The sequence below is a fragment of the Pseudomonas sp. Z2-11 genome (assembly GCF_054161305.1).
In genome coordinates, this window is the sequence record NZ_CP096395.1 from 4363997 (window position 1) to 4387730 (window position 23734).

Here is a 23734-nt window from a genome sequence, read left to right on the forward strand (position 1 = left end):
CCAGCTGCCCCCAGATAACGCTATACATTGTCAACATTACAGGTCGCACTTATTCCTACTGACGCGATTCCTCTGCCAAGATCTTCAATAGATATTTACCGTATCCCGTCTTGGTTAGTTTTTCACCTTGCTGTTTAAGCTGGGACAAACCAATCCATTTATTATGAAATGCAATCTCTTCCAGACAAGCAACCTTCAACCCCTGCCGCTGTTCTATCGTCTGAACGAAATGGCTGGCTTCTAATAGGGATTCATGCGTACCCGTATCAAGCCAGGCAAAACCTCGCCCCAGTACTTCTACATTTAAGGTGTTTTGTTCAAGATACGCACGATTTATATCTGTTATCTCCAACTCTCCACGTTCGGAAGGTTTGATTTTCTTAGCGATATCTACAACTTGGTTGTCATAAAAATACAAACCTGTAACGGCATAATTGGACTTCGGCTTCTTGGGTTTCTCTTCAATACTTAATGCCCGTCCAACCGCATCAAATTCCACCACGCCAAAACGCTCTGGATCTGAAACATGATAACCAAATACAGTTGCACCGGAGCGTTGTGCCATCGCTGAATTCAGACTTTCAGAAAAATGATGGCCATAAAAAATATTGTCGCCTAGAATTAAACAGCAAGGGTCTTTACCGATAAAATCCTCGCCGATTATAAAGGCCTGCGCGAGGCCGTCTGGACTCGGTTGCTCGGCATAGCTCAAATTTATGCCGTATTGAGCACCGTCACCTAGCAACTTTCTAAAACAAGGCAAGTCATCTGGTGTTGATATGATCAGAATGTCTCTTATCCCAGCAAGCATAAGAACTGACAATGGATAAAATATCATTGGCTTATCAAAAATCGGGAGCATTTGTTTTGAAACGCCGAGAGTGAGAGGGTGAAGGCGTGTACCAGACCCCCCGGCGAGAATAATTCCTTTGCGATTTATAGTGGTCATTTTTCCAAAACTTCCTTTATCATTCGTGCCACTCCATCCTGCCAAGCAGGCAATTCCACGGAAAACGTCCTTCGCAGATTATCTGTACACAATCTTGAATTCAAAGGCCGCTGCGCTGGCGTGGGGTAGTGTTCAGTGGCCACAGGAGTAATTTTTACATCGCCGAAGTTTAGGTTGTGATGTCGCCCCAACTTTATTACCAAATTCGCATACTCGTACCAAGAAGCGAAACCCGACGCGGCCAAGTGATATGTCCCAAAGGCGCCACGCTTGTTTATCGATTGGCGAATCGCATGAGCTGTTACATCCGCGATCAAATCCGCCCCGGTAGGCGCTCCAACCTGATCATCAATTACGTGTAACTCAGAACGTTCGGAGGCCAATCTAAGCATCGTACGCGCGAAATTGGCTCCACGTGCGGCGTATACCCAACACGTGCGAAAAATCAGATGGTCGCATCCTGCGGCCTGAATTTCGAGCTCACCCAGAAGCTTGGTTTGGCCATAATAGTTTAGCGGAGCGACGGGATCTGTTTCCCGCCATGGACGCTCCCCACTCCCGTCAAAAACGTAATCGGTTGAGTAATGGACCAGCAGAGCACCTAACCTGGCGGATTCTTGGGCGAGAGTCTTTACCGCTTCGACATTAATCAAGGACGCATTGGCTTTATCAGACTCAGCCTTGTCCACTGCGGTATAAGCTGCGGCGTTGACAATTACATCGGGAGAGATAGCTCTGATAGTGCGAATAAGCAAATCGATCTTACTTAAATCGCCACGTAAGTCGCCTTCAAATTCCCTGCCAAGCGCGAATACTTTGCCCAGAGTTGCTAGCGAGCGCTGCAACTCCCATCCAATTTGACCGTTCTTCCCGAGCAGTAAAATTTTCATTTAACTTGCACGCTCTGTATAGTTATGCTCAATCCATTTCTGATAACTTCCAGTTAATATATGCTCAACCCACTCTTGATTATCCAGATACCAAGTAACGGTCTTTCGAATACCAGTCTCAAACGTCTCTGTAGGGACCCAGCCCAGTTCACTTTTAATTTTAGATGCATCGATTGCGTAGCGCCGATCATGTCCCGGTCGGTCTTGGACGTACGTCATCAGTTGCGCGTGGGGTACGTGAGGCGATGTGGGCCGCAACTCGTCGAGAAGCTGGCATAACGTATGCACAACTTCTAAATTAGTCTTCTCGTTATGCCCACCTATATTATAAGTTTCCCCTACTCGTCCCTCCAAAACGACTCTGTATAATGCTCGTGCGTGATCGTCAACATATAACCAATCACGCACCTGATCGCCTTTGCCATAGATAGGCAAAGGCTTCCCAGCCAAAGCGTTAAGTATTACAAGAGGTATAAGCTTCTCTGGAAAGTGGTATGGACCATAATTATTCGAGCAATTGGTTACTATTACGGGCAACTGATATGTGCGATGCCACGCCCGCACCAAATGGTCCGAACTTGCTTTACTTGCAGAATACGGGGAGCTCGGCTGGTAAGGTGTGCTCTCGGTGAAAAGCTCATCAGGGTTTTCCAAGTCGCCATATACTTCATCAGTAGAGATATGATGAAAGCGAAAAGCGCTTTTCCTTTCCTCAGACAATCCATTCCAGTAAGAACGGCTTGCCTCCAATAGAGTATATGTTCCGACAATATTAGTCGTGATGAAGTCTGATGGACCACTGATAGAGCGATCAACATGAGACTCGGCTGCCAAGTGCATCACAACATCGGGTTGATGAGCTGCAAAAATTCGGTCTATATGCTCGCGGTCACAAATGTCGACATGCTCGAACGTGTATCGTTGATTCGAGCTTACGTCTTTTAGAGATTCTAAGTTGCCTGCATAGGTCAACTTGTCTACGTTCACTACAGAACCCGATGTATGCGAAATGATATGACGTATGACCGCCGAGCCAATGAAACCTGCACCACCAGTAACGAGAATCTTCAAAATCTTATCCTTAAATTAGGTAGCTTGCTTATGCCTTCCATCCCTTAGCGTCACGAGACCCTATCGATGGCCAAAATGCACACTACAACACCTGTGAGCTCTTGAAATAGATCAGCCTGTGCTTTTCTAAAGACATATTACCAAATCCTCCTCTGTACAGCCGCAGGACGGCAGCAGGTATGGCCAGGGCTAGGTAGGACGTGAAGCCAGCCGTAGCCTATGCCGGGCCCTATCAGCGGTCCCGCAATCCGAGGCATCTGAGCCGTAACGATAGATTCCACCCGGGAAAAACATCAGCATTATCTCTTAACAAGCAATACAATGTTATGAGTTTTTTTACCGAACTGAACGGAATTCAGGCGTACGTATCGGACTATCCTACCTGAGCTCACCAAAAAGCATCCTGACGTCCTTCTCCCCACGAGCATGACAACTCAATTAGTGGCGTATCGCCATTAAAACAGCTAGCTCTGCATCGCACTTGAATGCCCCCTTCAGCCATGGTGAGTATCAGCGCTAAGAGCATCACTGCAATGTCATACATGTGGGATAGGCAAGCAAACCTAAAGACTAAGGCTTTGAACGCTACGCAGAACTGTGCCTGCAAGTAGTTAACTACGAGCACCAAGTAAACTTCATGGTATCGTTAACAACAGAACAGCATCGATGAATAGCAGAATGGAGGAAAAAGAATTTGGCTGCGACAAACTAAAAAGCTAGTGTTGATAGGCTAGCTATCGAATTCTAATCTCACGCCCTTAGGGCGCAAGACTGAATTTATTAGATAACCCTCAGAAGTACTGCCGAAATGCTAGCGTCGGCTTTGCTGCATCGCATAGGATCCGCCGGCAACTAAAAGACCGAGCATCAGGCCTAAAATCATACCCAATGCGATAATCAAACTTTTATTAGGCTTGATCGGACTATCCGGAACAATGACCGGACCATCTTGCCGATAAACCGAAATATCTGTTTGCTCAAGGTTAAGGGTGCTTAGGAAATTATGCTTAGCTTGTAGGGGACGAAGATTGGAAATAAATGGATCGTCAGAAACTCGAATCTTAAGATTATGTATTTCGGCTTCCAGAGCATCGCTCCCTCGCATGTAAAGAGCCTGCCCATTGATTCCGGTTGGCATTTCTGTTGGAGATTTTCCACTTATGATGACTGGTTTCTTGAGATCTACCGCCTGGGCAATGGCCAGCGCCTCACTTAAAACCTGTATATTATCTTCCCGCTGATTACGGGCCGTTTCCCGCAGGCGGTTGATCATTTGCTCTGTGTTGCGCGCGTTTACTTGCGCTTCACGCGTCACATCGCTGATCAATTCCTTCTTAGTAGCTGCCCCGGCATTGTCTACGTAGGTCCGGACCCAATCGGCTGCTTCAGTTGGGTTAGAGCCTCGGACAGTGATCACGAAGCTATACTGATCTTCCTTGCCCCTTGCCGAGATCGTCAATTGTCTGGAAAATCGTTGATATAGACGATCCTGAGAGCCTTTTCGCTCTTGATCATTTAAAGAGGGAAGGAATATGTCATTGAAAAAGGCTCGACGTAGAGATTCATTGGAAAGGTTACGTGAAAAAATCTCTGCTACATCCTTTACCCTATATGGCGGCAACTCTGTATTAGAATCTCTACCATAATTAAGTTCAGCAATATCATTTTGGGTAGGAGGAGCTGTATACAATTTAGCTTCGTACAATGGCTCCGAAGTGAATGCATAGATCGCAGCCGCAGACGTAACCAAGCTAGCTACACAGAGGATCAACCATTTCTTTTTCCATAGCGCCCTAACTAACGCAAAAACATCGATATCGTCATTCAGCGGCTGATTCGCCGTAGGTTGGTGCATGGAAAATACATCCTTGGGGTAGTGGTTTTCGCATCATTAAACAGCTCGCTATGCACTAACGACTGCTAAACAATACGCTTTGTGCATAATTCTAAAACGCTCTGTTAGTAAATTTCAATCGCTGCGCTTACGCATCACCACATACAAAGCCAAAAATGGCCCGAGCGCTAAACCGATCAGTGTACTAATGACGACAAATAACGATATTGGTAGCTGAGGTGTAGACCAACCAAAAAGGCTGACGCTGACTGGAGCTTGATTCTCCAATGTGAAAACTATGGTAGCCAAAGCTACCAATGTAGCTGACACGAACAGAATAATTTTCTTAAATTTCGTCATAACCCCGCTAACCGCCATTGACCCAGTCACACTTCCTCCTCCTCATTCACCCGATCCCTTAACTCCTTCCCCGGCTTGAAATGCGGAACAAACTTCCCATCCAGGCTAACCGACTGCCCGGTCTTGGGATTGCGCCCCACCCGCGGTGCGCGGTAATGCAGGGAAAAGCTGCCAAACCCGCGAATCTCAATCCGATCCCCGGTCGCGAGGCATTGGGACATTTGTTCAAGCATGGTCTTGATGGCCAGCTCCACATCCTTGGACGAGAGCAGTCCTTGATGGGTGACAATTCGTTCGATCAACTCCGACTTCGTCATGTTTTTCCCTTCTTTTTCAAGCAGCTAGGAAAATCGCTTCGAAGGTTTTAGCATGCCCGGAAGTATTTGAACAGCCCGGCTATTGACATATCTTCTGTACGTCGTAGGCGCCCTTTTTTCGTGCAGAGCAAAGAAATCTGTAAATCAGCGGCACATGACCAACATGGTACGGGTCACATAACCTGCCGGGTTGAAGCCAAAGGGGTATTGATCCTGGTCTTTTGCGTCGTCAGACCGGGTTATCACCTTGTAACCCGCGCCCTTGCACTCCTTGGCGGCCCGCTTCTGGCACTTCTCCCATCCGGAGCCCAACCCAGAGCAATCGATCTCGATGCCGCTGACACCGCGCACTGCGTGGGTCTTGGCGCTGGTAGCACAACCCGCCAGTATCAAAGCCATCGCGACCAATAAGAGCTTGTTCATTCAGATCCTTAGACAGGTCGACAGAGCACTTCCCAGGATATATTTGATTTACTTCATAAAAGAGACAGCGTCACGGGTCGGTTGGTTTCGCTATGCCTCGAAAGATCGTAGCGTTGAGCCACCCATGACGCTTAGCTGTGGAGAAATCGCAGGCACAAAAAAGGGCGACCGAAGTCGCCCTTTTTTATGGTCTGACAGAACTCAGTTCTGCTTTTCCATCTGTGCACGCAGCAGGTCGCCCAGAGTGGTAGGACCAGGAGCATCAGTAGCTGGCTTCTCGCGCAGGCTCTGGATTGCTTCTTTCTCTTCAGCATCGTCTTTCGACTTGATGGAGAGCTGGATTACGCGGCTCTTGCGGTCAACGCTGATGATCTTGGCTTCTACTTCTTCGCCTTCTTTCAGAACGTTACGCGCGTCTTCAACGCGGTCACGGCTGATTTCGGAGGCTTTCAGAGTCGCTTCGATATCGTCGGCCAGGGTGATGATGGCGCCTTTGGCGTCAACTTCTTTCACGATGCCCTTAACGATTGCGCCTTTGTCGTTCTCTTGAACGTACTCGGAGAACGGATCGCTTTCCAGTTGCTTGATACCCAGGGAGATGCGCTCGCGCTCTGGGTCAACCGACAGGATAACGGTGTCCAGCTCGTCGCCCTTCTTGAAGCGGCGTACGGCTTCTTCGCCCACTTCGTTCCAGGAGATGTCGGACAGGTGAACCAGGCCGTCGATGCCGCCGTCCAGACCAATGAAGATACCGAAATCGGTGATCGACTTGATGGTGCCGGAGATTTTATCGCCCTTGTTGAACTGGCCAGAGAAGTCTTCCCATGGGTTGGACTTGCACTGCTTGATGCCGAGGGAGATACGACGACGCTCTTCGTCGATGTCCAGAACCATGACTTCCACTTCGTCGCCGACTTGTACGACTTTCGAAGGGTGGATGTTCTTGTTGGTCCAGTCCATTTCGGAAACGTGTACCAGGCCTTCAACGCCTTCTTCCAGCTCAGCGAAGCAGCCGTAGTCGGTGAGGTTGGTAACACGAGCGGTAACGCGAGTGCCTTCTGGGTAACGGGCTTTGATAGCGACCCATGGATCTTCACCCAGTTGCTTGAGGCCCAGGGAAACACGATTGCGCTCGCGATCGTACTTCAGAACCTTGACATCGATCTCGTCGCCAACGTTGACGATTTCCGAAGGATGCTTGATACGCTTCCAGGCCATGTCGGTGATGTGCAGCAGGCCATCGACGCCACCCAGATCGACGAATGCGCCGTAATCGGTGAGGTTCTTGACGATACCCTTGACCTGCTGGCCTTCCTGCAGCGATTCCAGCAGAGCTTCACGCTCGGCAGAGTTCTCGGCTTCCAGGACACTGCGACGGGAAACGACAACGTTGTTGCGCTTCTGGTCCAGCTTGATGACCTTGAATTCCAGCTCTTTGCCTTCCAGGTGCGTGGTGTCGCGCACTGGACGGACGTCAACCAGGGAACCTGGCAGGAACGCACGGATGCCGTTAACGTCGACAGTGAAGCCGCCTTTAACCTTACCGTTGATAACGCCCTTGACCACTTCCTCAGCTGCGAAGGCCGCTTCCAGAACGATCCAGCATTCAGCACGCTTGGCTTTTTCACGGGACAGCTTGGTTTCACCAAAGCCATCTTCAACCGAGTCCAGCGCAACGTGAACTTCGTCACCGACGTTGATGTTCAGTTCGCCAGCGTCGTTGTAGAACTGCTCAAGCGGGATCAGCGCTTCAGACTTCAGACCAGCGTGAACGGTTACCCAGCGAGCCTGGTAATCGATATCAACGATAACGCCGGTGATGATGGAGCCTGCCTGAAGGTTCAGGGTTTTCAAGCTTTCTTCAAAGAGTTCCGCAAAGCTTTCGCTCATTTTAATTCCTGTTGATTAGGGCGAAGTAAACGCCCATCTCCACACCCCAGACGATGTGGGTTAGTTTCATATAAAAGAAGCGCCGCAGGACTATGACTGGTCCCCTGCGGAGCTTCCTGTCACCCGGCGATATCGCGAAGCGCGATCTCGCTCATGATGCGTTGCAACACCTGATCAATGGACAACTCCGTGGAATCCAGCTGAATCGCATCGGCCGCCGGCTTTAGCGGGGCTACTGCGCGCTGGGTATCACGCTCGTCGCGTGCACGGATCTCATCTAGCAGACTCGACAGACTAACATCCTCGCCTTTGCCCTTCAACTGCAAATATCGGCGGCGAGCCCGCTCCTCCGCGCTGGCGGTGAGGAATATCTTCAGCGGCGCATCCGGAAATACCACTGTGCCCATGTCGCGGCCATCGGCCACCAGTCCCGGCGGCTCCTGGAACGCCCGTTGACGCTGCAGCAGCGCTTCGCGCACCGCCGGCAGCGCGGCGACCTGGGAGGCCCCGGCACCAACGCTTTCGGTACGGATGACGTCACTGACTTCGTCACCTTCCAGGATGATGCGCTGCAACTGGCCATCGGTGGCCGCGATGAACTGCACGTCCAGATGGGCGGCCAGGGCCTTGAGCAGTTCCTCGTTGGTCAGGTCGACGCCATGGTTCTTGGCGGCGAAGGCCAGCAAGCGATAGAGGGCGCCGGAATCGAGCAGATTCCAGCCCAGTTGCTTGGCCAGCATGCCGGCGATGGTGCCCTTGCCCGAGCCGCTTGGGCCATCGATGGTGATGACCGGTGCCTTGATGTTCACGACTGTGCCTCTTGTGCTACTCGAATACCGAGCTGCGCGCACAACGCCAGGAAGTTCGGGAAAGACGTGGCGACGTTGGCGCAGTCATGGATGCGGATCGGCGCGCTGGCGCGCAGGGACGCAACACTGAATGCCATGGCGATGCGATGGTCGCCATGGCCATGGACTTCGCCACCGCCAATCTGGCCACCATCAATGATGATGCCGTCCGGCGTCGGTTCGCATTTGACGCCAAGGGCCAGCAGGCCGTCGGCCATCACCTGAATGCGATCCGACTCCTTGACCCGCAGCTCTTCGGCGCCGGTCAGCACTGTGCGGCCTTCTGCGCACGCCGCCGCCACGAACAGCACCGGGAACTCGTCGATCGCCAGGGGAACCAGCGCCTCGGGAATCTCGATGCCTTTGAGTTTAGCCGCTCTTACGTGTAAGTCTGCAACGGGCTCGCCACCCACTTCACGCTGGTTTTCCAGGGTGATGTCGGCGCCCATCAGGCGCAGGATGTCGATCACGCCGGTACGGGTCGGATTGATCCCGACGTGTTCGAGTACCAGGTCGGAGCCTTCAGCGATCGACGCGGCCACGAGGAAGAACGCCGACGAGGAAATATCGCCCGGCACTTCGATGTGAGTCGCGGTCAGCTTGCTGCCCGATTCGACAGACGCGGTAGCGCCGTCAACGCTGACCGGATAACCGAAGCCACGCAGCATGCGCTCGGTGTGGTCGCGGGTCGGCGCCGGCTCGGTGACGGTGGTCTTGCCTTCGGCATACAGACCGGCCAGCAGCAGGCAGGATTTAACCTGGGCGCTGGCCATCGGCATGGTGTAGGTCAGGCCCTTGAGCTTGTTGCCGCCGCGAATGGTCATCGGTGGACGACCGTCGGCCGCGGTTTCGATCACTGCGCCCATTTCCCGCAGCGGGTTGGCGACGCGGTTCATCGGGCGCTTGGACAGCGAGGCATCGCCGGTCAGGGTGCTGTCGAAATCCTGGGCGGCCAGCAGGCCGGACAACAGGCGCATCGACGTGCCGGAGTTGCCCAGGTAGATCGGGCCCGGAGCGGGCTTCAGACCGTGCAGGCCAACACCATGGATAGTCACGCGACCGTGGTGCGGCCCCTCGATGACCACGCCCATGTCGCGGAACGCTTGCAGCGTTGCCAGGGCATCTTCGCCCTCGAGGAAACCTTCCACCTCGGTCACGCCTTCAGCCAGGGAGCCGAGCATGATCGAGCGGTGGGAAATCGATTTATCGCCCGGTACACGAATCCGCCCACTCAGGGAGCCACCAGGTTGTGCCAGGAAAATCAGATCGTTGGAGTTCATAGCGTCCACATAGGCCCGACGGGCCAGGATTTTACTGAAATGCTCGCGGGCCACCCTGGCGCGTGTGAAAACGCCCAGCAATTGGTGCCCGTCCCCTGCATCGACCGCGTCGCGCAAGGCGTCGAGATCGCTGCGAAATGTATCGAGTGTGCGCAGGACAGCTTCGCGGTTGGCGAGGAAGATGTCGTGCCACATGACCGGGTCGCTACCCGCGATTCTCGTGAAATCGCGGAAACCGCCGGCAGCGTAACGGAAGATCTCAAGATTTTCATTGCGTTTGGCCAATGAATCCACCAGACCGAACGCCAACAGGTGCGGCAAATGGCTGGTAGCGGCCAATACTTCGTCGTGTCGCTCGACCTGCATGTGCTCGACATCGGCCCCCAGCTCGCGCCACAGACGGTCCACCACCGACAATGCCGCGGGATCGGTCTGGTCCAGCGGCGTCAAAATGACCTTATGACGACGGAACAGCTCGGCGTTGGATGCCTCTACCCCGCTCTGCTCGGAGCCGGCAATCGGATGACCGGGCACGAAGCGCGCCGGCATGCCGCCGAACGCCTCGGTCGCCGCCCGCACGACATTGCCCTTGGCGCTGCCGACATCGGTGAGAATCGCTTGCCCGAGGTCCATGCCGGCCAACCGGGCCAGCAGTTTCTCCATGGCCAGGATCGGCACAGCCAGCTGGATCACGTCAGCCCCTCTGCAGGCGACCAGCAGGTCATCCTCGCAGCGATCCACCACGCCCAGCTCGACGGCGAGCCTGCGCGATTGCGGATCGAGGTCGACCCCTACGACTTCCCGGCACAGCCCGCTTTCACGCAGGCCCTTGGCGAACGAACCGCCGATCAATCCCAGGCCGACCACCACCAGGCGACCGATCATAGGTGTCGCAGGTTGCAGCGAGGTGACATCAACCACGAGCCAGGACCTTGCTCAGCGCCTCCAGGAAACGGCTGTTTTCCGCCGGCAGGCCGACGGTGACCCGCAGGTGATTCGGCATGCCGTAATTGGCCACCGGACGGACGATCACGCCTTCGCGCAGCAAGCCCTGGAACACCGGCGCCGCGACGCAGCCCACGTCGACACAGATGAAATTGCCCTTGGAAGGAATCCAGCTCAGCCCCAGCTCACGGAAGCCGGCTTCCAGCTGCTGCATACCGGCCTCGTTCAAGCGGCGGCTCTCGGCCAGGTAGGCCTCGTCCTGCAAGGCGGCGCAGGCGGCGGCCAGGGCGAAGCTGTTGACGTTGAACGGTTGGCGCACGCGGTTCAGCACATCGGCCACCACTGCGGTGGAGAGGCCGTAACCGACCCGCAGCGACGCCAGGCCATAGGCCTTGGAGAACGTGCGCGACACCAGCAGGTTCGGGTACGCGGCGAGGAAGTCCAGGCCGTCGGGCAGGTCGCTGCCCTCGGCGTACTCGATGTAAGCCTCGTCCAGCACCACCAGCACGTGCTCGGGCACGTCCTGCAGGAAGTCGTCCAGGGCCTGGGCATCGAACCAGGTGCCGGTCGGATTGTTCGGGTTGGCGATGAAGACCACGCGGGTATTGGCGTCGATGGCGGCCAGCATGGCCGGCAGATCGTGCCCCCAATCCTTGGCCGGAACCACATGGGCATCGGCACCAACGGCTTGGGTGGCAATCGGATAGACCGCAAACGCATGCTCGCTGAACACAGCGTTGAGGCCCGGCGCCAGATAGGCACGAGCGACCAGCTCGAGAATGTCGTTGGAGCCGTTACCCAGGGTCACCTGGCTCAGCTCGACGCCGCAGCGCTCGGCCAGCAGGCTTTTCAAGGCAAAGCCATTACCGTCGGGGTAGCGGGTCAGCTCGGCCAGCTCGTCGCGGATCGCCGCCAATGCCTTGGGGCTCGCGCCCAGCGGGTTTTCGTTGCTCGCCAACTTGACGATGCTGGCCGGATCCAGATCCAGCTCGCGAGCCAGTTCGTCCACAGGCTTGCCTGGAACGTAAGGCGAAAGTTGTTGCACGCCTGGCTGCGCCAGTGCGAGGAAGTTGCCACTCATTGCTATCCGCCCTTAAAGAACTGCCTTGGGGTAGGAACCCAGCACTTTGAGTGCCACTGCTTCCTGACTGATTTTCTCCAGCACACCTTTGACCAGCGGATCGCGGTGGTGGCCGACAAAATCGATGAAGAACACGTAGGTCCATTTACCGCTGCGCGACGGACGGGTCTCGATCCGCGTCAGGTCGATCCCATTGTCGTGGAACGGCACCAGCAATTCGTGCAGCGCGCCCGGCTTGTTGCTCATGGAAACGATGATCGAGGTCTTGTCGTCGCCGGTCGGTGGGACTTCCTGGCTGCCGATCATCAGGAACCGGGTGGAGTTGTCCGGACGGTCCTCGATTTTCTCGGCCAGGCGCGTCAAGCCGTAGAGGCCTGCCGCCATATCCCCGGCGATGGCCGCCGAGTTCCACTCGCCCTTGACCCGCTTGGCCGCCTCGGCGTTGCTCGACACCGCCACTCGCTCGACATTCGGGTAATGCGCGTCCAGCCATTTGCGGCACTGGGCCAGGGACTGGGCGTGTGAATAGATGCGGCTGATGCTGTCGGTCTTGGTGCTCTCGCCCACCAGCAGGTGATGGTGGATCCGCAGCTCGACTTCGCCACAGATCACCATGTCGTGTTCGAGGAAGCTGTCCAGCGTGTGGTTGACCGCGCCTTCGGTGGAGTTTTCCACCGGCACCACACCGAAATTCACCGCGCCAGCGGCCACTTCGCGGAAGACTTCGTCGATGGCCGCCATCGGCTTGCTGATCACGGCGTGACCGAAATGCTTCATGGCGGCAGCCTGGGTGAAGGTGCCTTCCGGCCCCAGGTACGCGACTTTCAGCGGCTGTTCAAGGGCCAGGCACGAGGACATGATTTCGCGAAACAGCCGCGCCATCTCTTCGTTGCCCAGCGGACCCTTGTTGCGCTCCATGACGCGCTTGAGCACCTGGGCTTCGCGCTCCGGCCGGTAGAACACCGGTACTTCGCCTTCAGCCAGGGAGGCCATTTTCACCCGCGCGACTTCCTGGGCGCAGCGTGCACGCTCGCTGATCAGTTCCAGGACTTTTTCGTCGAGGGCGTCGATGCGCAGGCGCAGCGCCTTGAGTTCTTGCTCGGACATCAGCCGTGTTCCTTCTCGAACTCTGCCATGTAGGCGATCAGCGCGTTGACGGCGTTGATGTCTACGGCGTTGTAGATGGAGGCGCGCATGCCGCCGACCGAGCGGTGGCCCTTGAGGTTCAGCAGACCACGCTCATCGGCGCCGGCCAGGAATGGCTTGTCGAGACGGTCGTCCGCCAGGCGGAACGGCACGTTCATCCACGAGCGGTCGGACTTGTTGATCGGGTTGCTGTAGAGACCGCTGGCGTCGATGAAGTCATACAGCGTGCGCTGCTTCACTTCGTTGAGCTTGCCGATGGCTTCGACACCGCCCTGCTCTTTCAGCCACTCGAACACCAGGCCCGACAGGTACCAGGCCAGGGTCGGCGGGGTGTTGTACATCGAGCCGTTGTCGGCCGCGACCTTGTAGTTGAGCATGGTCGGGCACAGGGAACGGGCGCGACCGAGCAGGTCTTCGCGGATGATCGCGACCAGGATGCCGCTCGGGCCGATGTTTTTCTGGGCGCCGGCGTAGATCATGCCGAAACGGGAGATATCCACAGGACGCGAGAGGATGTCCGAGGACATGTCGGCCACCAGCGGCACGTCACCGGTTTCCGGGATCCAGTTGAATTCCAGGCCACCGATGGTTTCGTTCGGCGCGTAGTGCACGTAAGCCGCGTCCTTGGACAGGTTCCACTCGTTCTGGCCGGGGATCGCGAAATAGTCGTAAGGCTTGGCGGTGGCGGCAACGTTGACGTGGCCGTAGCGCGACGCTTCTTCGATGGCTTTCTGCGACCAGATACCGGTGTCGATGTAGTCGGCCTTGCCACTTTCCGGCAACAGGTTCAACGGAATCTGCGCGAACTGCTGGCTGGCGCCGCCCTGCAGGAACAGCACTTTGTAGTTGGACGGGATGTTCAGCAGATCGCGCAGGTCCTGCTCGGCCTTGGTCGCGATGGACACGAACTCATCGCTGCGATGGCTCATTTCCATGACGGACAGGCCCTTGCCATGCCAGTCGAGAAGTTCACCCTGGGCGCGCTTCAGGACCGCTTCAGGAAGCGCCGCCGGGCCGGCACAGAAGTTATAGGCTCTCTTGCTCACATCCAATCTCGCTCTGATCTGGTGGTCACTTAAATCTTCTGATTTGCACCGATCCCACAGGGCTACCGCTCACTCAAGGCATGGTTGAATCCGTGGCGAGGGAGCTTGCTCCCGCTGGGCTGCGCAGCGGCCCCTCTTTGTTGTGAGCGCTTCGCACTCAAGCGGGAGCAAGCTCCCTCGCCACGATAAATCAAACAAGCCTCAAGAGAGGGGCAGTCCCATAGGGAATGTGCAGTGTCGCAAATTTTCAAACGGAACAAACAACAAGGGGGCGAATCTTCATCCGCCCCCTGTGTGTCCGCTTAGTCCTGCGGTTCTTCTTCGTCTGCAGCGGCATCGAGCTGTTGATCGCCGACGGCGTCATCGACATCGGCACCGAGGGTGCCGTCGAACGCCACGCCTTCCTCGCCTTCCAGCTCCTCGCCTTCGACTTCCGACGGCTCCTGGACCCGTTCAAGCCCGACCAGCGTTTCGTCGCTGGCGAGTTTGATCAGCGTCACGCCCTGGGTGTTACGACCCAGGCTCGACACTTCGGCGACGCGCGTGCGCACCAGGGTGCCCTGGTCGGAGATCAGCATGATCTCTTCGCCATCGAGCACCTGGACCGCGCCGACCAGGCGGCCGTTACGCTCGTTGCTGACCATGGCGATCACGCCCTGGCCGCCACGCTTGTACTCGGGGAACTCACTGATGGCGGTACGCTTGCCGTAGCCCCGCGCGGAAGCGGTGAGGATCTGGCTGCCTTCTTCCGGAATCAGCATGGAAATCAGCTTCTGCCCTTCCGGCAGACGCATGCCGCGAACACCACGGGCGGTACGGCCCATGGCGCGGACGTCGGACTCCTTGAAGCGCGTGACCTTGCCGCCGTCGGAGAACAGCATGACTTCACGCTCACCGTCGGTGATGGCAGCGGAAATCAGCACGTCGCCTTCGTCCAGCTCCAGTGCGATCAGGCCGACGCTGCGCTGACGGCTGAAGGACTCCAGCGGGGTCTTCTTCACGGTGCCCTTGGCGGTCGCCATGAAGATAAAGTGACCTTCTGTGTATTCCTCCACCGGCAGCATGGTGGTGATGTATTCGTCACTGTCCAGCGGCAGCAGGTTGACCAGCGGACGACCACGGGCGGCGCGGGACGCTTCGGGGATTTCGTAGGTCTTGAGCCAGTACACCTTGCCCTTGCTGGAGAACAGCAGCAGCGTGGTGTGGCTGTTGGCGACCAGCAGGTGAGCGATGTAGTCCTCGTCCTTGACGCCGGTCGCCGACTTGCCCTTGCCGCCGCGACGCTGGGCCTGGTAGGCGGCCAGCGGCTGGGTCTTGGCGTAGCCGCCGTGGGAAATCGTCACCACGCGCTCTTCTTCCGGGATCATGTCGCCCAGGGTCAGGTCGAGGCGCGCATCGAGGATCTCGGTGCGGCGCACGTCGCCGTACTCGGCGCGGATCACTTCCAGTTCTTCGCGGATCACTTCCATCAGACGCGTGGCGCTGTTGAGGATGCGGATCAGCTCGCCGATCTGGTTGAGGATCTCCTGGTACTCGGCCAGCAGCTTCTCGTGCTCCAGACCGGTCAGGCGGTGCAGGCGCAGTTCCAGGATGGCTTGCGCCTGTTCCGGGGACAGGAAGTACTTGCCTTCGCGCAGGCCGTATTGCGGGTCGAGGTTTTCCGGACGGCACGAGTCGGCGCCGGCGCGCTCGACCATCGCCACCACCGCGGTGGATTCCCAAGGGGTGCTGATCAGCGCTTCCTTGGCTTCCGACGGGGTTGGCGAGGCCTTGATCAGGGCGATGACCGGGTCGATGTTCGACAGGGCAACGGCCTGGCCTTCAAGGATGTGGCCGCGTTCGCGAGCTTTACGCAGTTCGAATACGGTCCGCCGGGTGACCACTTCGCGACGGTGACGCACGAAGGCTTCCAGCAGGTCCTTGAGGTTCAGGATCCGCGGACGGCCGTCGATCAGCGCGACAATGTTGATGCCGAACACGCTTTGCAGCTGGGTCTGGGCGTAGAGGTTGTTGAGGATCACCTCCGGCACTTCGCCACGGCGCAGTTCGATCACGACGCGCATGCCGTCCTTGTCGGACTCGTCACGCAGCTCGGTGATGCCTTCGAGCTTCTTCTCTTTTACCAGCTCGGCGATTTTCTCGATCAGGCGGGCCTTGTTCAGCTGGTACGGCAGCTCGGTGATGACGATCTGCTGGCGGCCACCGACCTTGTCGATGTCCTCCACGGTCGAGCGGGCGCGCATGTAGATGCGGCCGCGACCGGTGCGATAGGCCTCGATGATACCGGCGCGACCGTTGATGATCGCCGCCGTCGGAAAATCGGGACCGGGGATGTATTGCATCAGCTCATCGACGGACAGCTCGGGGTTGTCGATGAGGGCCAGGCAACCGTCGATGACTTCACCGAGGTTGTGCGGCGGGATGTTGGTCGCCATGCCCACGGCGATACCGCTGGAGCCGTTGACGAGCAGGTTCGGGATACGCGTCGGCATGACCGCCGGGATCATCTCGGTGCCGTCGTAGTTCGGCACCCAGTCGACGGTTTCCTTGTGCAGGTCGGCCAGCAGTTCGTGGGCCAGCTTGGTCATGCGCACTTCGGTGTATCGCATGGCCGCGGCGTTGTCGCCGTCCACCGAACCGAAGTTGCCCTGGCCGTCCACCAGCAGGTAGCGCAGGGAGAATGGCTGGGCCATCCGAACGATGGTGTCGTACACGGCAGTGTCGCCGTGGGGGTGATACTTACCGATCACATCGCCGACGACACGGGCGGATTTCTTGTACGGCTTGTTGAAGTCGTTGCCCAGTTCGCTCATCGCGAACAGCACGCGCCGGTGCACGGGCTTCAAGCCATCGCGCGCATCCGGCAGCGCCCGCCCGACGATCACGCTCATCGCGTAGTCGAGGTAGGACTGTTTCAGCTCGTCTTCGATATTGACCGGGAGGATTTCTTTGGCCAGTTCGCCCATGAGAAGCCTGATTCCTTTTTCTGGTGAAACCTCGCTACATCCAGATGGGATGAACGAAGCTCGCCGCTGCAGGACAAGTGCCGTGCAGCGACTTACGACAAATCAACGAGTTATGCCATGGATCTGCGCAGTAAAGGCCACCTCGCGAGGCAGCCTTGGAAACCGCCGGATGTTATCACAAGAGCCGCCACGCACCTATCCCCCTGATGCGCATGGTGCGTAGTTAGTTGACCGATGACAGGCTGGAACGGGACGAGAGGGGCTCAGAGGCGCTGAAACGCAGATTTTGTGGCTGGATTTGGATTTTTTCTGACTTTGCCGGCCCTATCGCGAGCAAGCTCGCTCCTACAATGGAGCCATATCGCAATCAAATGTGGGAGCGAGCTTGCTCGCGATGGGGCCAGCTCAGGCGCCGAAAGCCTTCAATGCAACCGCTTGCGGCACATCAATTGGGCCATCTTCGCGGTATCCGGCCGCTCGACGATGCCCTTCTCCGTCACGATCGCATCGATCAGGTCCGCCGGGGTCACGTCGAACACCGGGTTGAACGCATCGGCATCCGCCCCGACCCGCTTGCCGCCGACTTCCAGCAGCTCGCGCCCGTCGCGCTCTTCGATCGGGATGTCATCACCGCTGGCCAGGTTCATGTCGATGGTCGAGCTCGGCGCCACCACCATGAAACGTACGCCGTGGTGCATGGCGCAGACCGCCAGCTGGTAGGTGCCGATCTTGTTCGCCACGTCGCCGTTGGCGGTGATGCGGTCGGCGCCGACGATGACCCAGGTCACGCCCTTGGTCTTCATGATGTGGGCAGCGGCGGAATCGGCGTTGAGCGTCACCGGAATGCCCTCGTTCGCCAGCTCCCATGCCGTCAACCGTGAACCCTGCAGCCATGGACGGGTTTCGTCGGCGTAGACCCGTTCGACCATGCCCTCCAGAAACGCCCCGCGAATTACCCCGAGGGCCGTTCCGAAGCCGCCAGTGGCCAGGGCCCCGGTGTTGCAATGGGTCAAGATGGCCTGGGCGTTGCCCTGATGCTTGCGGATCAGGTCGACGCCAAGCTGGGCCATGGTCAGGTTGGCTTCGCGGTCACTTTCATGGATCGCAATGGCCTCAGCCTCAAGCACCGCCAGCGGTTCGGCATGCTCCTTCAAGCGTCCCAACCGGTCGCGCATGCGATCCAGCGCCCAGAACAGATTGACCGCCGTCGGCCGGGAATCGGCCAGCAAGGCGAAATCCGCTTCCAGCGCCGCTTGCCAATCGCCGCCCTCGGCCATCCGCGCCCGCGCCGCCAGCACCACGCCATAAGCGGCGCTGATACCGATGGCCGGCGCACCGCGCACCACCATCGAACGAATGGCCTCGGCCACACCGGCCGCGCTGGTGTAGGCGATCCAGTTTTCCTCGAACGGCAAAACACGCTGATCCAGCAGGTAAAGAGCGCCATCGCGCCAATCGATGGCCTTCACCTTCTCCGCAGCCAACAGTCGATCGCGCATCCCTCACCCCGCACTCAAGAACAAAGCCGCCGATTATAGCGATCCCTCCGCGAAGACGCTCGGGTATACTTCGTCATCCTTTATAACCCATGGAACCGTTCCACGATGCCCAAGCCTGCCGTTGCGCTCGACTTATTATTGCTGCCGACCTGGTTGGTGCCTGTCGAACCCGCCGGTATCGTGCTCAAGGATCATGGCCTGGGCATTCGCGACGGTTGCATCGTGTTCATCGGGCCACGGGCCAAAGCCATGCAATGCGCTGCCACGGAGGTTCGCGAACTGCCCGGCATGCTGCTCAGTCCGGGCCTGGTCAATGCCCACGGTCACGCGGCAATGACATTGTTCCGTGGCCTGGCCGACGACCTGCCGCTGATGACCTGGCTCGAACAGCACATCTGGCCCGCCGAGGGTAAATGGGTCGACGAGGATTTTGTCCGCGACGGTACTGACCTGGCGATCGCCGAGCAGATCCAGGGCGGCATCACCTGTTTCTCCGACATGTACTTCTATCCCAAGGTGGCCAGCGAACGCGTGCATAACAGCGGCATCCGCGCGCAGATCGCCATTCCGATCCTCGACTTTCCGATCCCCGGCGCCGCCAGCGCCGACGAAGCCATTCGTCAGGGCATCGAATTGTTTGGCGACCTCAAGCACCATCCGCGGATCAAAGTCGCATTCGGCCCTCACGCCCCGTACACCGTCGGCGATGAGAACCTGGAAAAAATCCGCGTGATCGCCGAGGAACTGGACGCGGCCATCCACATGCATGTTCATGAAACCGCCTTCGAAGTGCAGCAGGCTGTGGATAACACCGGCGAGCGGCCGATGGCCCGGTTGGCGCGCGTTGGCCTGCTGGGGCCGCGCTTCCAGGCGGTGCACATGACCCAGGTCAGCGACGAGGACCAGGCGCTGCTGGTAGAACACAATTGCAGCGTGATCCATTGTCCGGAATCGAATCTGAAGCTGGCCAGCGGTTTCTGCCCGGTGGAACGCCTGTGGCAGGCCGGCGTCAACGTCGCGGTCGGCACGGACGGCGCGGCAAGCAACAATGACTTGGACCTGCTGGGCGAAACCCGCACCGCCGCCCTACTGGCGAAAGCCGTTGCCGGTTCGGCCACGGCCTTGGATGCCCATCGGGCCTTGCGCATGGCCACGCTCAATGGCGCCCGCGCGCTGGGCATCGAGTCGATCGTCGGCTCGCTGGAAGTGGGCAAGGCCGCCGACCTGGTGGCCTTCGACCTGTCCGGCCTGGCGCAACAACCGATCTATGACCCGGTTTCGCAGTTGATCTACGCCACCGGTCGCCATTGCGTGAAACACCTCTGGGTGGCCGGCAAGCCGTTGCTGGAGGATGGCCGCCTGACGCGCATGGACGAATCGCAGCTGATCGCCACGGCCCAGGACTGGGGCCGTCGGGTCAGCGGCCAGAACGAATAGCACAGCCCTTGAGCCACGGCTCGGGACCACCGATTTTTCAAGTTTTTCGAGGAACTGCACATGAGCAACGTCGACCACGCTGAAATTGCCAAGTTCGAGGCCCTGGCCCATCGCTGGTGGGACCGCGAAAGCGAATTCAAGCCGCTGCACGACATCAACCCGCTGCGCGTCAACTGGATCGACGAGCGCGTCGGCCTGGCCGGCAAGAAAGTCCTCGACGTCGGCTGTGGTGGCGGCATCCTCAGTGAAGCCATGGCCCTGCGCGGCGCTACCGTAATGGGCATCGACATGGGCGAGGCGCCGCTGGCAGTGGCGCAACTGCATCAGCTGGAGTCCGGCGTCAGCGTCGAATACCGGCAGATCACCGCCGAAGCCCTGGCCGAGGAAATGCCCGGCCAGTTCGACGTGGTCACCTGCCTGGAGATGCTCGAACACGTACCGGACCCGTCATCGGTGATCCGAGCCTGCTTCCAGATGGTCAAGCCTGGCGGCCAGGTGTTCTTCTCCACCATCAACCGCAACCCGAAGGCGTACCTGTTCGCGATCATCGGCGCCGAATACATCATGAAGCTGCTGCCACGCGGCACCCACGACTTCAAGAAATTCATCCGGCCTTCGGAGCTGGGCGCCTGGAGCCGCATGGCCGGGCTGACCGTCAAGGACATCATCGGCCTGACCTACAACCCGCTGACCAAGCACTACAAACTGGCCGCCGATGTGGACGTCAACTACATGATCCAGACCCTGCGCGAGGAATAAGTCGATGCGTCTCAAAGCGGTTCTCTTCGACATGGACGGCACGCTGCTCGACACCGCGCCAGACTTCATCGCCATCTGCCAGGCCATGCGCGCCGACCGTGGCCTGCCGCCGATGAACACCCAGCACATCCGCGACGAGATTTCCGGCGGCGCCCGGGCGATGGTCGCAGTGACGTTCTCCATGGACCCGGAATCGCCGGGTTTCGAGGAGCTGCGCCAGGAGTTCCTCGACCGCTATCTCAAGGGTTGCGCGGTCCACAGCCATCTGTTCGATGGGATGGCCGAAGTACTGGCCGATATCGAGGCGGCCAATCTCATCTGGGGCGTGGTCACCAACAAGCCGGTGCGCTTCGCCGAGCCGATCATGCAGCAGTTGGGCCTGGCCGAGCGGTCGAAAGTGCTGGTCTGCCCCGACCATGTGAAAAACAGCAAACCGGACCCCGAACCGCTGATTCTCGCTTGCAAGATGCTCGACCTCGATCCGGCCAGCGTGCTGTTCATCGGCGACGACCTACGGGACATCGAGTCCGGCCGCAGCGCCGGGACCAAGACCTGCGCGGTGACCTATGGCTACATCCACCCGGACGACAACCCCAAGCACTGGGGCGCGGATGTGGTAATCGACCATCCCCTGGCGCTGCGCGAAGTGCTGGATAACGCGTTGTGCAGTTGCTGACCTCGTTCGGCGAAATTGCTCTTGTGGCGAGGGAGCTTGCTCCCGCTGGACCGCGCAGCGGTCCCGAGTCTGGCGACGACTTCGTCGCCGAGCGGGAGCAAGCTCCCTCGCCACGAAAAGCTCACCTGCCATGACTACTCTGCGTGACAAGTACGTGCTGCCATTTGTTGAGGTTTTTTATGTTTGACTACTCCGCCCGCCCCGACCTGCTCGAGGGCCGGATCATCCTGGTCACCGGTGCCGGTCGCGGTATTGGCGCCGCTGCCGCCAAGGCCTATGCCGCCCATGGCGCCACCGTGTTGTTGCTGGGCAAGACCGAAGCCAACCTGACCCAGGTCTATGATGAAATCGAGGCGGCTGGTCATCCGCAGCCAGCGGTGATCCCCTTCAATCTCGAAACCGCCCTGCCCCATCAATACGATGAACTGGCGGCAATGATCGAGACCGAATTCGGTCATCTGGACGGCCTCCTGCACAACGCCTCGATCATCGGCCCGCGCACGCCGCTGGAACAGCTTTCCGGCGAGAACTTCATGCGGGTGATGCAAGTGAACGTCAACGCCATGTTCATGCTCACCAGCACTTTGCTGCCGTTGCTCAAACTGTCCAAGGATGCATCGGTGGTGTTCACGTCCAGCAGCGTCGGTCGCAAGGGCCGGGCCTATTGGGGCGCTTATGGCGTGTCCAAGTTCGCCACAGAGGGGCTTATGCAGACCCTGGCCGACGAAGTCGACACGGTAGCCCCGGTGCGCTCCAACAGCATCAACCCCGGCGCCACCCGCACCAGCATGCGCGCACAGGCCTATCCGGGAGAAAATCCGCTGAACAACCCGACGCCCGAAGAAATCCTGCCGGTGTACCTGTACCTCATGGGCCCGGACAGTACCGGCGTCAACGGCCAGGCTTTCAACGCGCAGTAAGCGCCAGACTCGACGTCGCGGCGGTTTGCCGTCGCGGCGTGCCTCTCCTTGATCCCCCGGCCAGGCGAAACGCCAAAGCCCTGCCGCCCGTTGCTCACGCTACGAGCCTGCAACTTATTGATTCGTCGACAAGTTTTATCACTGTGAACTGAATGGCACGACTTTCGCTCTAATCCATTCAAACACGCCGTGTCCGGCGAGTCGGGACATTGGGACGAGACCTCCGCCAGCACAGCGAAGCGGACTAGACTCAACTCAGTGTCCTTCGGGACTGATGGATCAGTACGACGCGCAGCCCAGAGCCGCTTCACCCTCGCCGGTCAGGACCGATTCAGTTCAGGGGCTCACGCCATATGAAAACGCCCACGCAGACCAATGCTATTGATTTCGACAGCGCCAAGTTGCAGCGCCTGGGCCTCGCCCAGCCGTCGGCGCTCGTGACGCGGCCGATCAGCCTGACGCAACTGCGCCAGCAATTAGGCCAGCAGTTGCAGACCAGCCTGGAGCCGCAAAGGATTCTCGGTTTGTTCTTCCGTGAAATCCAGCGGCTGGTGCCTCTGGACGCACTGGTTTACCAGCATAAACCCAGCGACCTGCGCCTGGAGTTTGGCCAGCGCGGGCACCACAACCTCAGCTACAACCTCAGCCATGAGGGCGAGCATCTGGGTGAGCTGGTGTTTCGGCGCAACCAGCGCTTCAGCAGCGCGGAACAGAGCGACCTGGAGTCAATCCTGTCGGCGCTGTTTTTCCCGCTGCGTAACGCATTGCTCTACCGCGCCGCCACGCAGAGCGCCCTGCGCGATCCACTGACCGGCACCGGCAACCGCATTGCCATGGACCAGACGCTGGAGCGGGAAATCGACATGGCCAGGCGGCACATGCAGCCGCTGTCGTTGCTGATGCTGGACATCGACCATTTCAAACGCATCAACGACAGCCATGGGCACGGGGTCGGCGACGAAGTACTCAAGGCCGTTGCCGACTCGATCAAGGGCCAGTTGCGCAATGTCGATATGGTGTTCAGATTCGGTGGTGAGGAATTCCTGATCCTGCTGGCCAACACCAGCCGGGAAGCGGCGGCCATGGTCGGTGAACGGCTGCGTTATGCCGCCCAGGCCCAGGATTATTTTGCCGACGGCACGAGGATCGAATTGACGGTGAGCCTGGGCTGCGCGACGTTGCTGCCGGGCGAGTCCGCTGAAAGTCTCCTGCGCCGGGCGGACAATGCGCTGTATGTAGCCAAGCGCGAGGGGCGGAACCGGTTGGCGATGGCGGGCTGAAACCAGGCTTCTCTACTGGCCGACACACCGCTTTCGCGAGCAGGCTCGCTCCCACCCAACTCTACAAAACAAATGTGGGAGCGAGCCTGCTCGCGAAGAGGCCGGACCAGTCAACGC

Annotated in this window: 20 protein-coding genes; 5 read left to right on the top strand and 15 right to left on the bottom strand. The window is 58.3% G+C overall.

Annotation, left to right across the window (positions count from 1 at the left end):
• Window positions 1–55: 55 nt before the first annotated feature.
• The 15 genes from rfbA to mtnA all read right to left on the bottom strand — a co-directional run bounded on the left by rfbA (window position 56) and on the right by mtnA (window position 18545).
• Entirely contained in the window at window positions 56–949 is an 894-nt protein-coding gene (gene rfbA / locus M1E16_RS19285) for a glucose-1-phosphate thymidylyltransferase RfbA (RefSeq protein WP_458128158.1), read from the bottom strand.
• On the bottom strand, window positions 946–1839 hold the full coding sequence (gene rfbD, locus M1E16_RS19290) for a dTDP-4-dehydrorhamnose reductase (RefSeq protein ID WP_458128159.1): 894 nt from the start codon (window positions 1837–1839) through the stop codon (window positions 946–948). The genes rfbA and rfbD overlap by 4 nt, the downstream gene beginning before the upstream one ends.
• Entirely contained in the window at window positions 1840–2910 is a 1071-nt protein-coding gene (gene rfbB / locus M1E16_RS19295) for a dTDP-glucose 4,6-dehydratase (protein ID WP_458128160.1), read from the bottom strand.
• An 811-nt stretch (window positions 2911–3721) separates the two neighbouring features.
• Window positions 3722–4765: an LPS O-antigen chain length determinant protein WzzB gene (locus M1E16_RS19300; protein ID WP_458128161.1), complete on the bottom strand. Its 1044-nt coding sequence runs from the start codon at window positions 4763–4765 to the stop codon at window positions 3722–3724.
• Window positions 4766–4879: 114 nt separating this feature from the next.
• Window positions 4880–5122, bottom strand: coding sequence for a lipopolysaccharide assembly protein LapA domain-containing protein (locus M1E16_RS19305; RefSeq protein ID WP_458130348.1), 243 nt, complete (start codon window positions 5120–5122; stop codon window positions 4880–4882).
• An 8-nt stretch (window positions 5123–5130) separates the two neighbouring features.
• Window positions 5131–5421 carry an integration host factor subunit beta gene (gene ihfB / locus M1E16_RS19310; protein ID WP_038634167.1) on the bottom strand — a complete coding sequence of 97 codons (291 nt, stop codon included), beginning with the start codon at window positions 5419–5421 and terminating at the stop codon, window positions 5131–5133.
• Window positions 5422–5565: 144 nt separating this feature from the next.
• Window positions 5566–5844 carry a hypothetical protein gene (locus tag M1E16_RS19315; protein ID WP_434601434.1) on the bottom strand — a complete coding sequence of 93 codons (279 nt, stop codon included), beginning with the start codon at window positions 5842–5844 and terminating at the stop codon, window positions 5566–5568.
• A gap of 201 nt (window positions 5845–6045) precedes the next feature.
• Window positions 6046–7734 (bottom strand): 30S ribosomal protein S1, encoded by a 1689-nt coding sequence (gene rpsA, locus M1E16_RS19320; protein WP_186704721.1) that lies wholly within the window; start codon window positions 7732–7734, stop codon window positions 6046–6048.
• A gap of 119 nt (window positions 7735–7853) precedes the next feature.
• A complete protein-coding gene (cmk, locus tag M1E16_RS19325) occupies window positions 7854–8543 on the bottom strand; it encodes a (d)CMP kinase (RefSeq protein ID WP_434572729.1) in 690 nt (229 codons plus the stop codon).
• On the bottom strand, window positions 8540–10747 hold the full coding sequence (locus M1E16_RS19330) for a bifunctional prephenate dehydrogenase/3-phosphoshikimate 1-carboxyvinyltransferase (protein WP_458130349.1): 2208 nt from the start codon (window positions 10745–10747) through the stop codon (window positions 8540–8542). Before M1E16_RS19330 ends, cmk begins: the two co-directional genes overlap by 4 nt.
• 28 nt (window positions 10748–10775) lie before the next feature.
• Window positions 10776–11888 (bottom strand): histidinol-phosphate transaminase, encoded by a 1113-nt coding sequence (gene hisC / locus M1E16_RS19335; protein WP_434629318.1) that lies wholly within the window; start codon window positions 11886–11888, stop codon window positions 10776–10778.
• 12 nt (window positions 11889–11900) lie between these two features.
• Window positions 11901–12995 (bottom strand): prephenate dehydratase, encoded by a 1095-nt coding sequence (pheA, locus tag M1E16_RS19340; RefSeq protein ID WP_305499689.1) that lies wholly within the window; start codon window positions 12993–12995, stop codon window positions 11901–11903.
• Complete coding sequence (gene serC / locus M1E16_RS19345) at window positions 12995–14080, bottom strand: 3-phosphoserine/phosphohydroxythreonine transaminase (RefSeq protein WP_305499688.1); 1086 nt, start codon at window positions 14078–14080, stop codon at window positions 12995–12997. The genes pheA and serC overlap by 1 nt, the downstream gene beginning before the upstream one ends.
• 302 nt (window positions 14081–14382) lie before the next feature.
• Complete coding sequence (gene gyrA, locus M1E16_RS19350; RefSeq protein WP_434656521.1) at window positions 14383–17046, bottom strand: DNA gyrase subunit A; 2664 nt, start codon at window positions 17044–17046, stop codon at window positions 14383–14385.
• A 422-nt stretch (window positions 17047–17468) separates the two neighbouring features.
• Window positions 17469–18545 carry an S-methyl-5-thioribose-1-phosphate isomerase gene (gene mtnA / locus M1E16_RS19355; RefSeq protein WP_305499687.1) on the bottom strand — a complete coding sequence of 359 codons (1077 nt, stop codon included), beginning with the start codon at window positions 18543–18545 and terminating at the stop codon, window positions 17469–17471.
• A 105-nt stretch (window positions 18546–18650) separates the two neighbouring features.
• Between mtnA and M1E16_RS19360 the strand changes: the two genes are divergently transcribed.
• The 5 genes from M1E16_RS19360 to M1E16_RS19380 all read left to right on the top strand — a co-directional run bounded on the left by M1E16_RS19360 (window position 18651) and on the right by M1E16_RS19380 (window position 23617).
• The gene (locus M1E16_RS19360; RefSeq protein ID WP_458128162.1) at window positions 18651–19982 is read left to right on the top strand and encodes a TRZ/ATZ family hydrolase; all 1332 of its coding nucleotides are present in this window, start codon (window positions 18651–18653) and stop codon (window positions 19980–19982) included.
• A 60-nt stretch (window positions 19983–20042) separates the two neighbouring features.
• Entirely contained in the window at window positions 20043–20741 is a 699-nt protein-coding gene (gene ubiG / locus M1E16_RS19365) for a bifunctional 2-polyprenyl-6-hydroxyphenol methylase/3-demethylubiquinol 3-O-methyltransferase UbiG (protein WP_305499685.1), read from the top strand.
• A gap of 4 nt (window positions 20742–20745) precedes the next feature.
• Entirely contained in the window at window positions 20746–21417 is a 672-nt protein-coding gene (mupP, locus tag M1E16_RS19370) for an N-acetylmuramic acid 6-phosphate phosphatase MupP (RefSeq protein ID WP_434601438.1), read from the top strand.
• Window positions 21418–21596: 179 nt separating this feature from the next.
• The gene (locus M1E16_RS19375) at window positions 21597–22337 is read left to right on the top strand and encodes a YciK family oxidoreductase (RefSeq protein ID WP_434572716.1); all 741 of its coding nucleotides are present in this window, start codon (window positions 21597–21599) and stop codon (window positions 22335–22337) included.
• 353 nt (window positions 22338–22690) lie between these two features.
• Complete coding sequence (locus M1E16_RS19380) at window positions 22691–23617, top strand: GGDEF domain-containing protein (RefSeq protein ID WP_458128163.1); 927 nt, start codon at window positions 22691–22693, stop codon at window positions 23615–23617.
• The last annotated feature ends 117 nt before the right edge of the window (window positions 23618–23734 follow it).

Bases quoted from the DNA above. Each gene is read 5' to 3' on its own strand.
- rfbA (WP_458128158.1), bottom strand. From the start codon at position 949: ATGACCACTATAAATCGCAAAGGAATTATTCTCGCCGGGGGGTCTGGT.
- rfbD (WP_458128159.1), bottom strand. From the start codon at position 1,839: ATGAAAATTTTACTGCTCGGGAAGAACGGTCAAATTGGATGGGAGTTG.
- M1E16_RS19300 (WP_458128161.1), bottom strand. From the start codon at position 4,765: ATGCACCAACCTACGGCGAATCAGCCGCTGAATGACGATATCGATGTT.
- M1E16_RS19305 (WP_458130348.1), bottom strand. From the start codon at position 5,122: ATGGCGGTTAGCGGGGTTATGACGAAATTTAAGAAAATTATTCTGTTC.
- ihfB (WP_038634167.1), bottom strand. From the start codon at position 5,421: ATGACGAAGTCGGAGTTGATCGAACGAATTGTCACCCATCAAGGACTG.
- M1E16_RS19315 (WP_434601434.1), bottom strand. From the start codon at position 5,844: ATGAACAAGCTCTTATTGGTCGCGATGGCTTTGATACTGGCGGGTTGT.
- rpsA (WP_186704721.1), bottom strand. From the start codon at position 7,734: ATGAGCGAAAGCTTTGCGGAACTCTTTGAAGAAAGCTTGAAAACCCTG.
- M1E16_RS19330 (WP_458130349.1), bottom strand. From the start codon at position 10,747: ATGATCGGTCGCCTGGTGGTGGTCGGCCTGGGATTGATCGGCGGTTCG.
- hisC (WP_434629318.1), bottom strand. From the start codon at position 11,888: ATGAGTGGCAACTTCCTCGCACTGGCGCAGCCAGGCGTGCAACAACTT.
- pheA (WP_305499689.1), bottom strand. From the start codon at position 12,995: ATGTCCGAGCAAGAACTCAAGGCGCTGCGCCTGCGCATCGACGCCCTC.
- gyrA (WP_434656521.1), bottom strand. From the start codon at position 17,046: ATGGGCGAACTGGCCAAAGAAATCCTCCCGGTCAATATCGAAGACGAG.
- mtnA (WP_305499687.1), bottom strand. From the start codon at position 18,545: ATGCGCGATCGACTGTTGGCTGCGGAGAAGGTGAAGGCCATCGATTGG.
- M1E16_RS19360 (WP_458128162.1), top strand. From the start codon at position 18,651: ATGCCCAAGCCTGCCGTTGCGCTCGACTTATTATTGCTGCCGACCTGG.
- ubiG (WP_305499685.1), top strand. From the start codon at position 20,043: ATGAGCAACGTCGACCACGCTGAAATTGCCAAGTTCGAGGCCCTGGCC.
- mupP (WP_434601438.1), top strand. From the start codon at position 20,746: ATGCGTCTCAAAGCGGTTCTCTTCGACATGGACGGCACGCTGCTCGAC.
- M1E16_RS19375 (WP_434572716.1), top strand. From the start codon at position 21,597: ATGTTTGACTACTCCGCCCGCCCCGACCTGCTCGAGGGCCGGATCATC.
- M1E16_RS19380 (WP_458128163.1), top strand. From the start codon at position 22,691: ATGAAAACGCCCACGCAGACCAATGCTATTGATTTCGACAGCGCCAAG.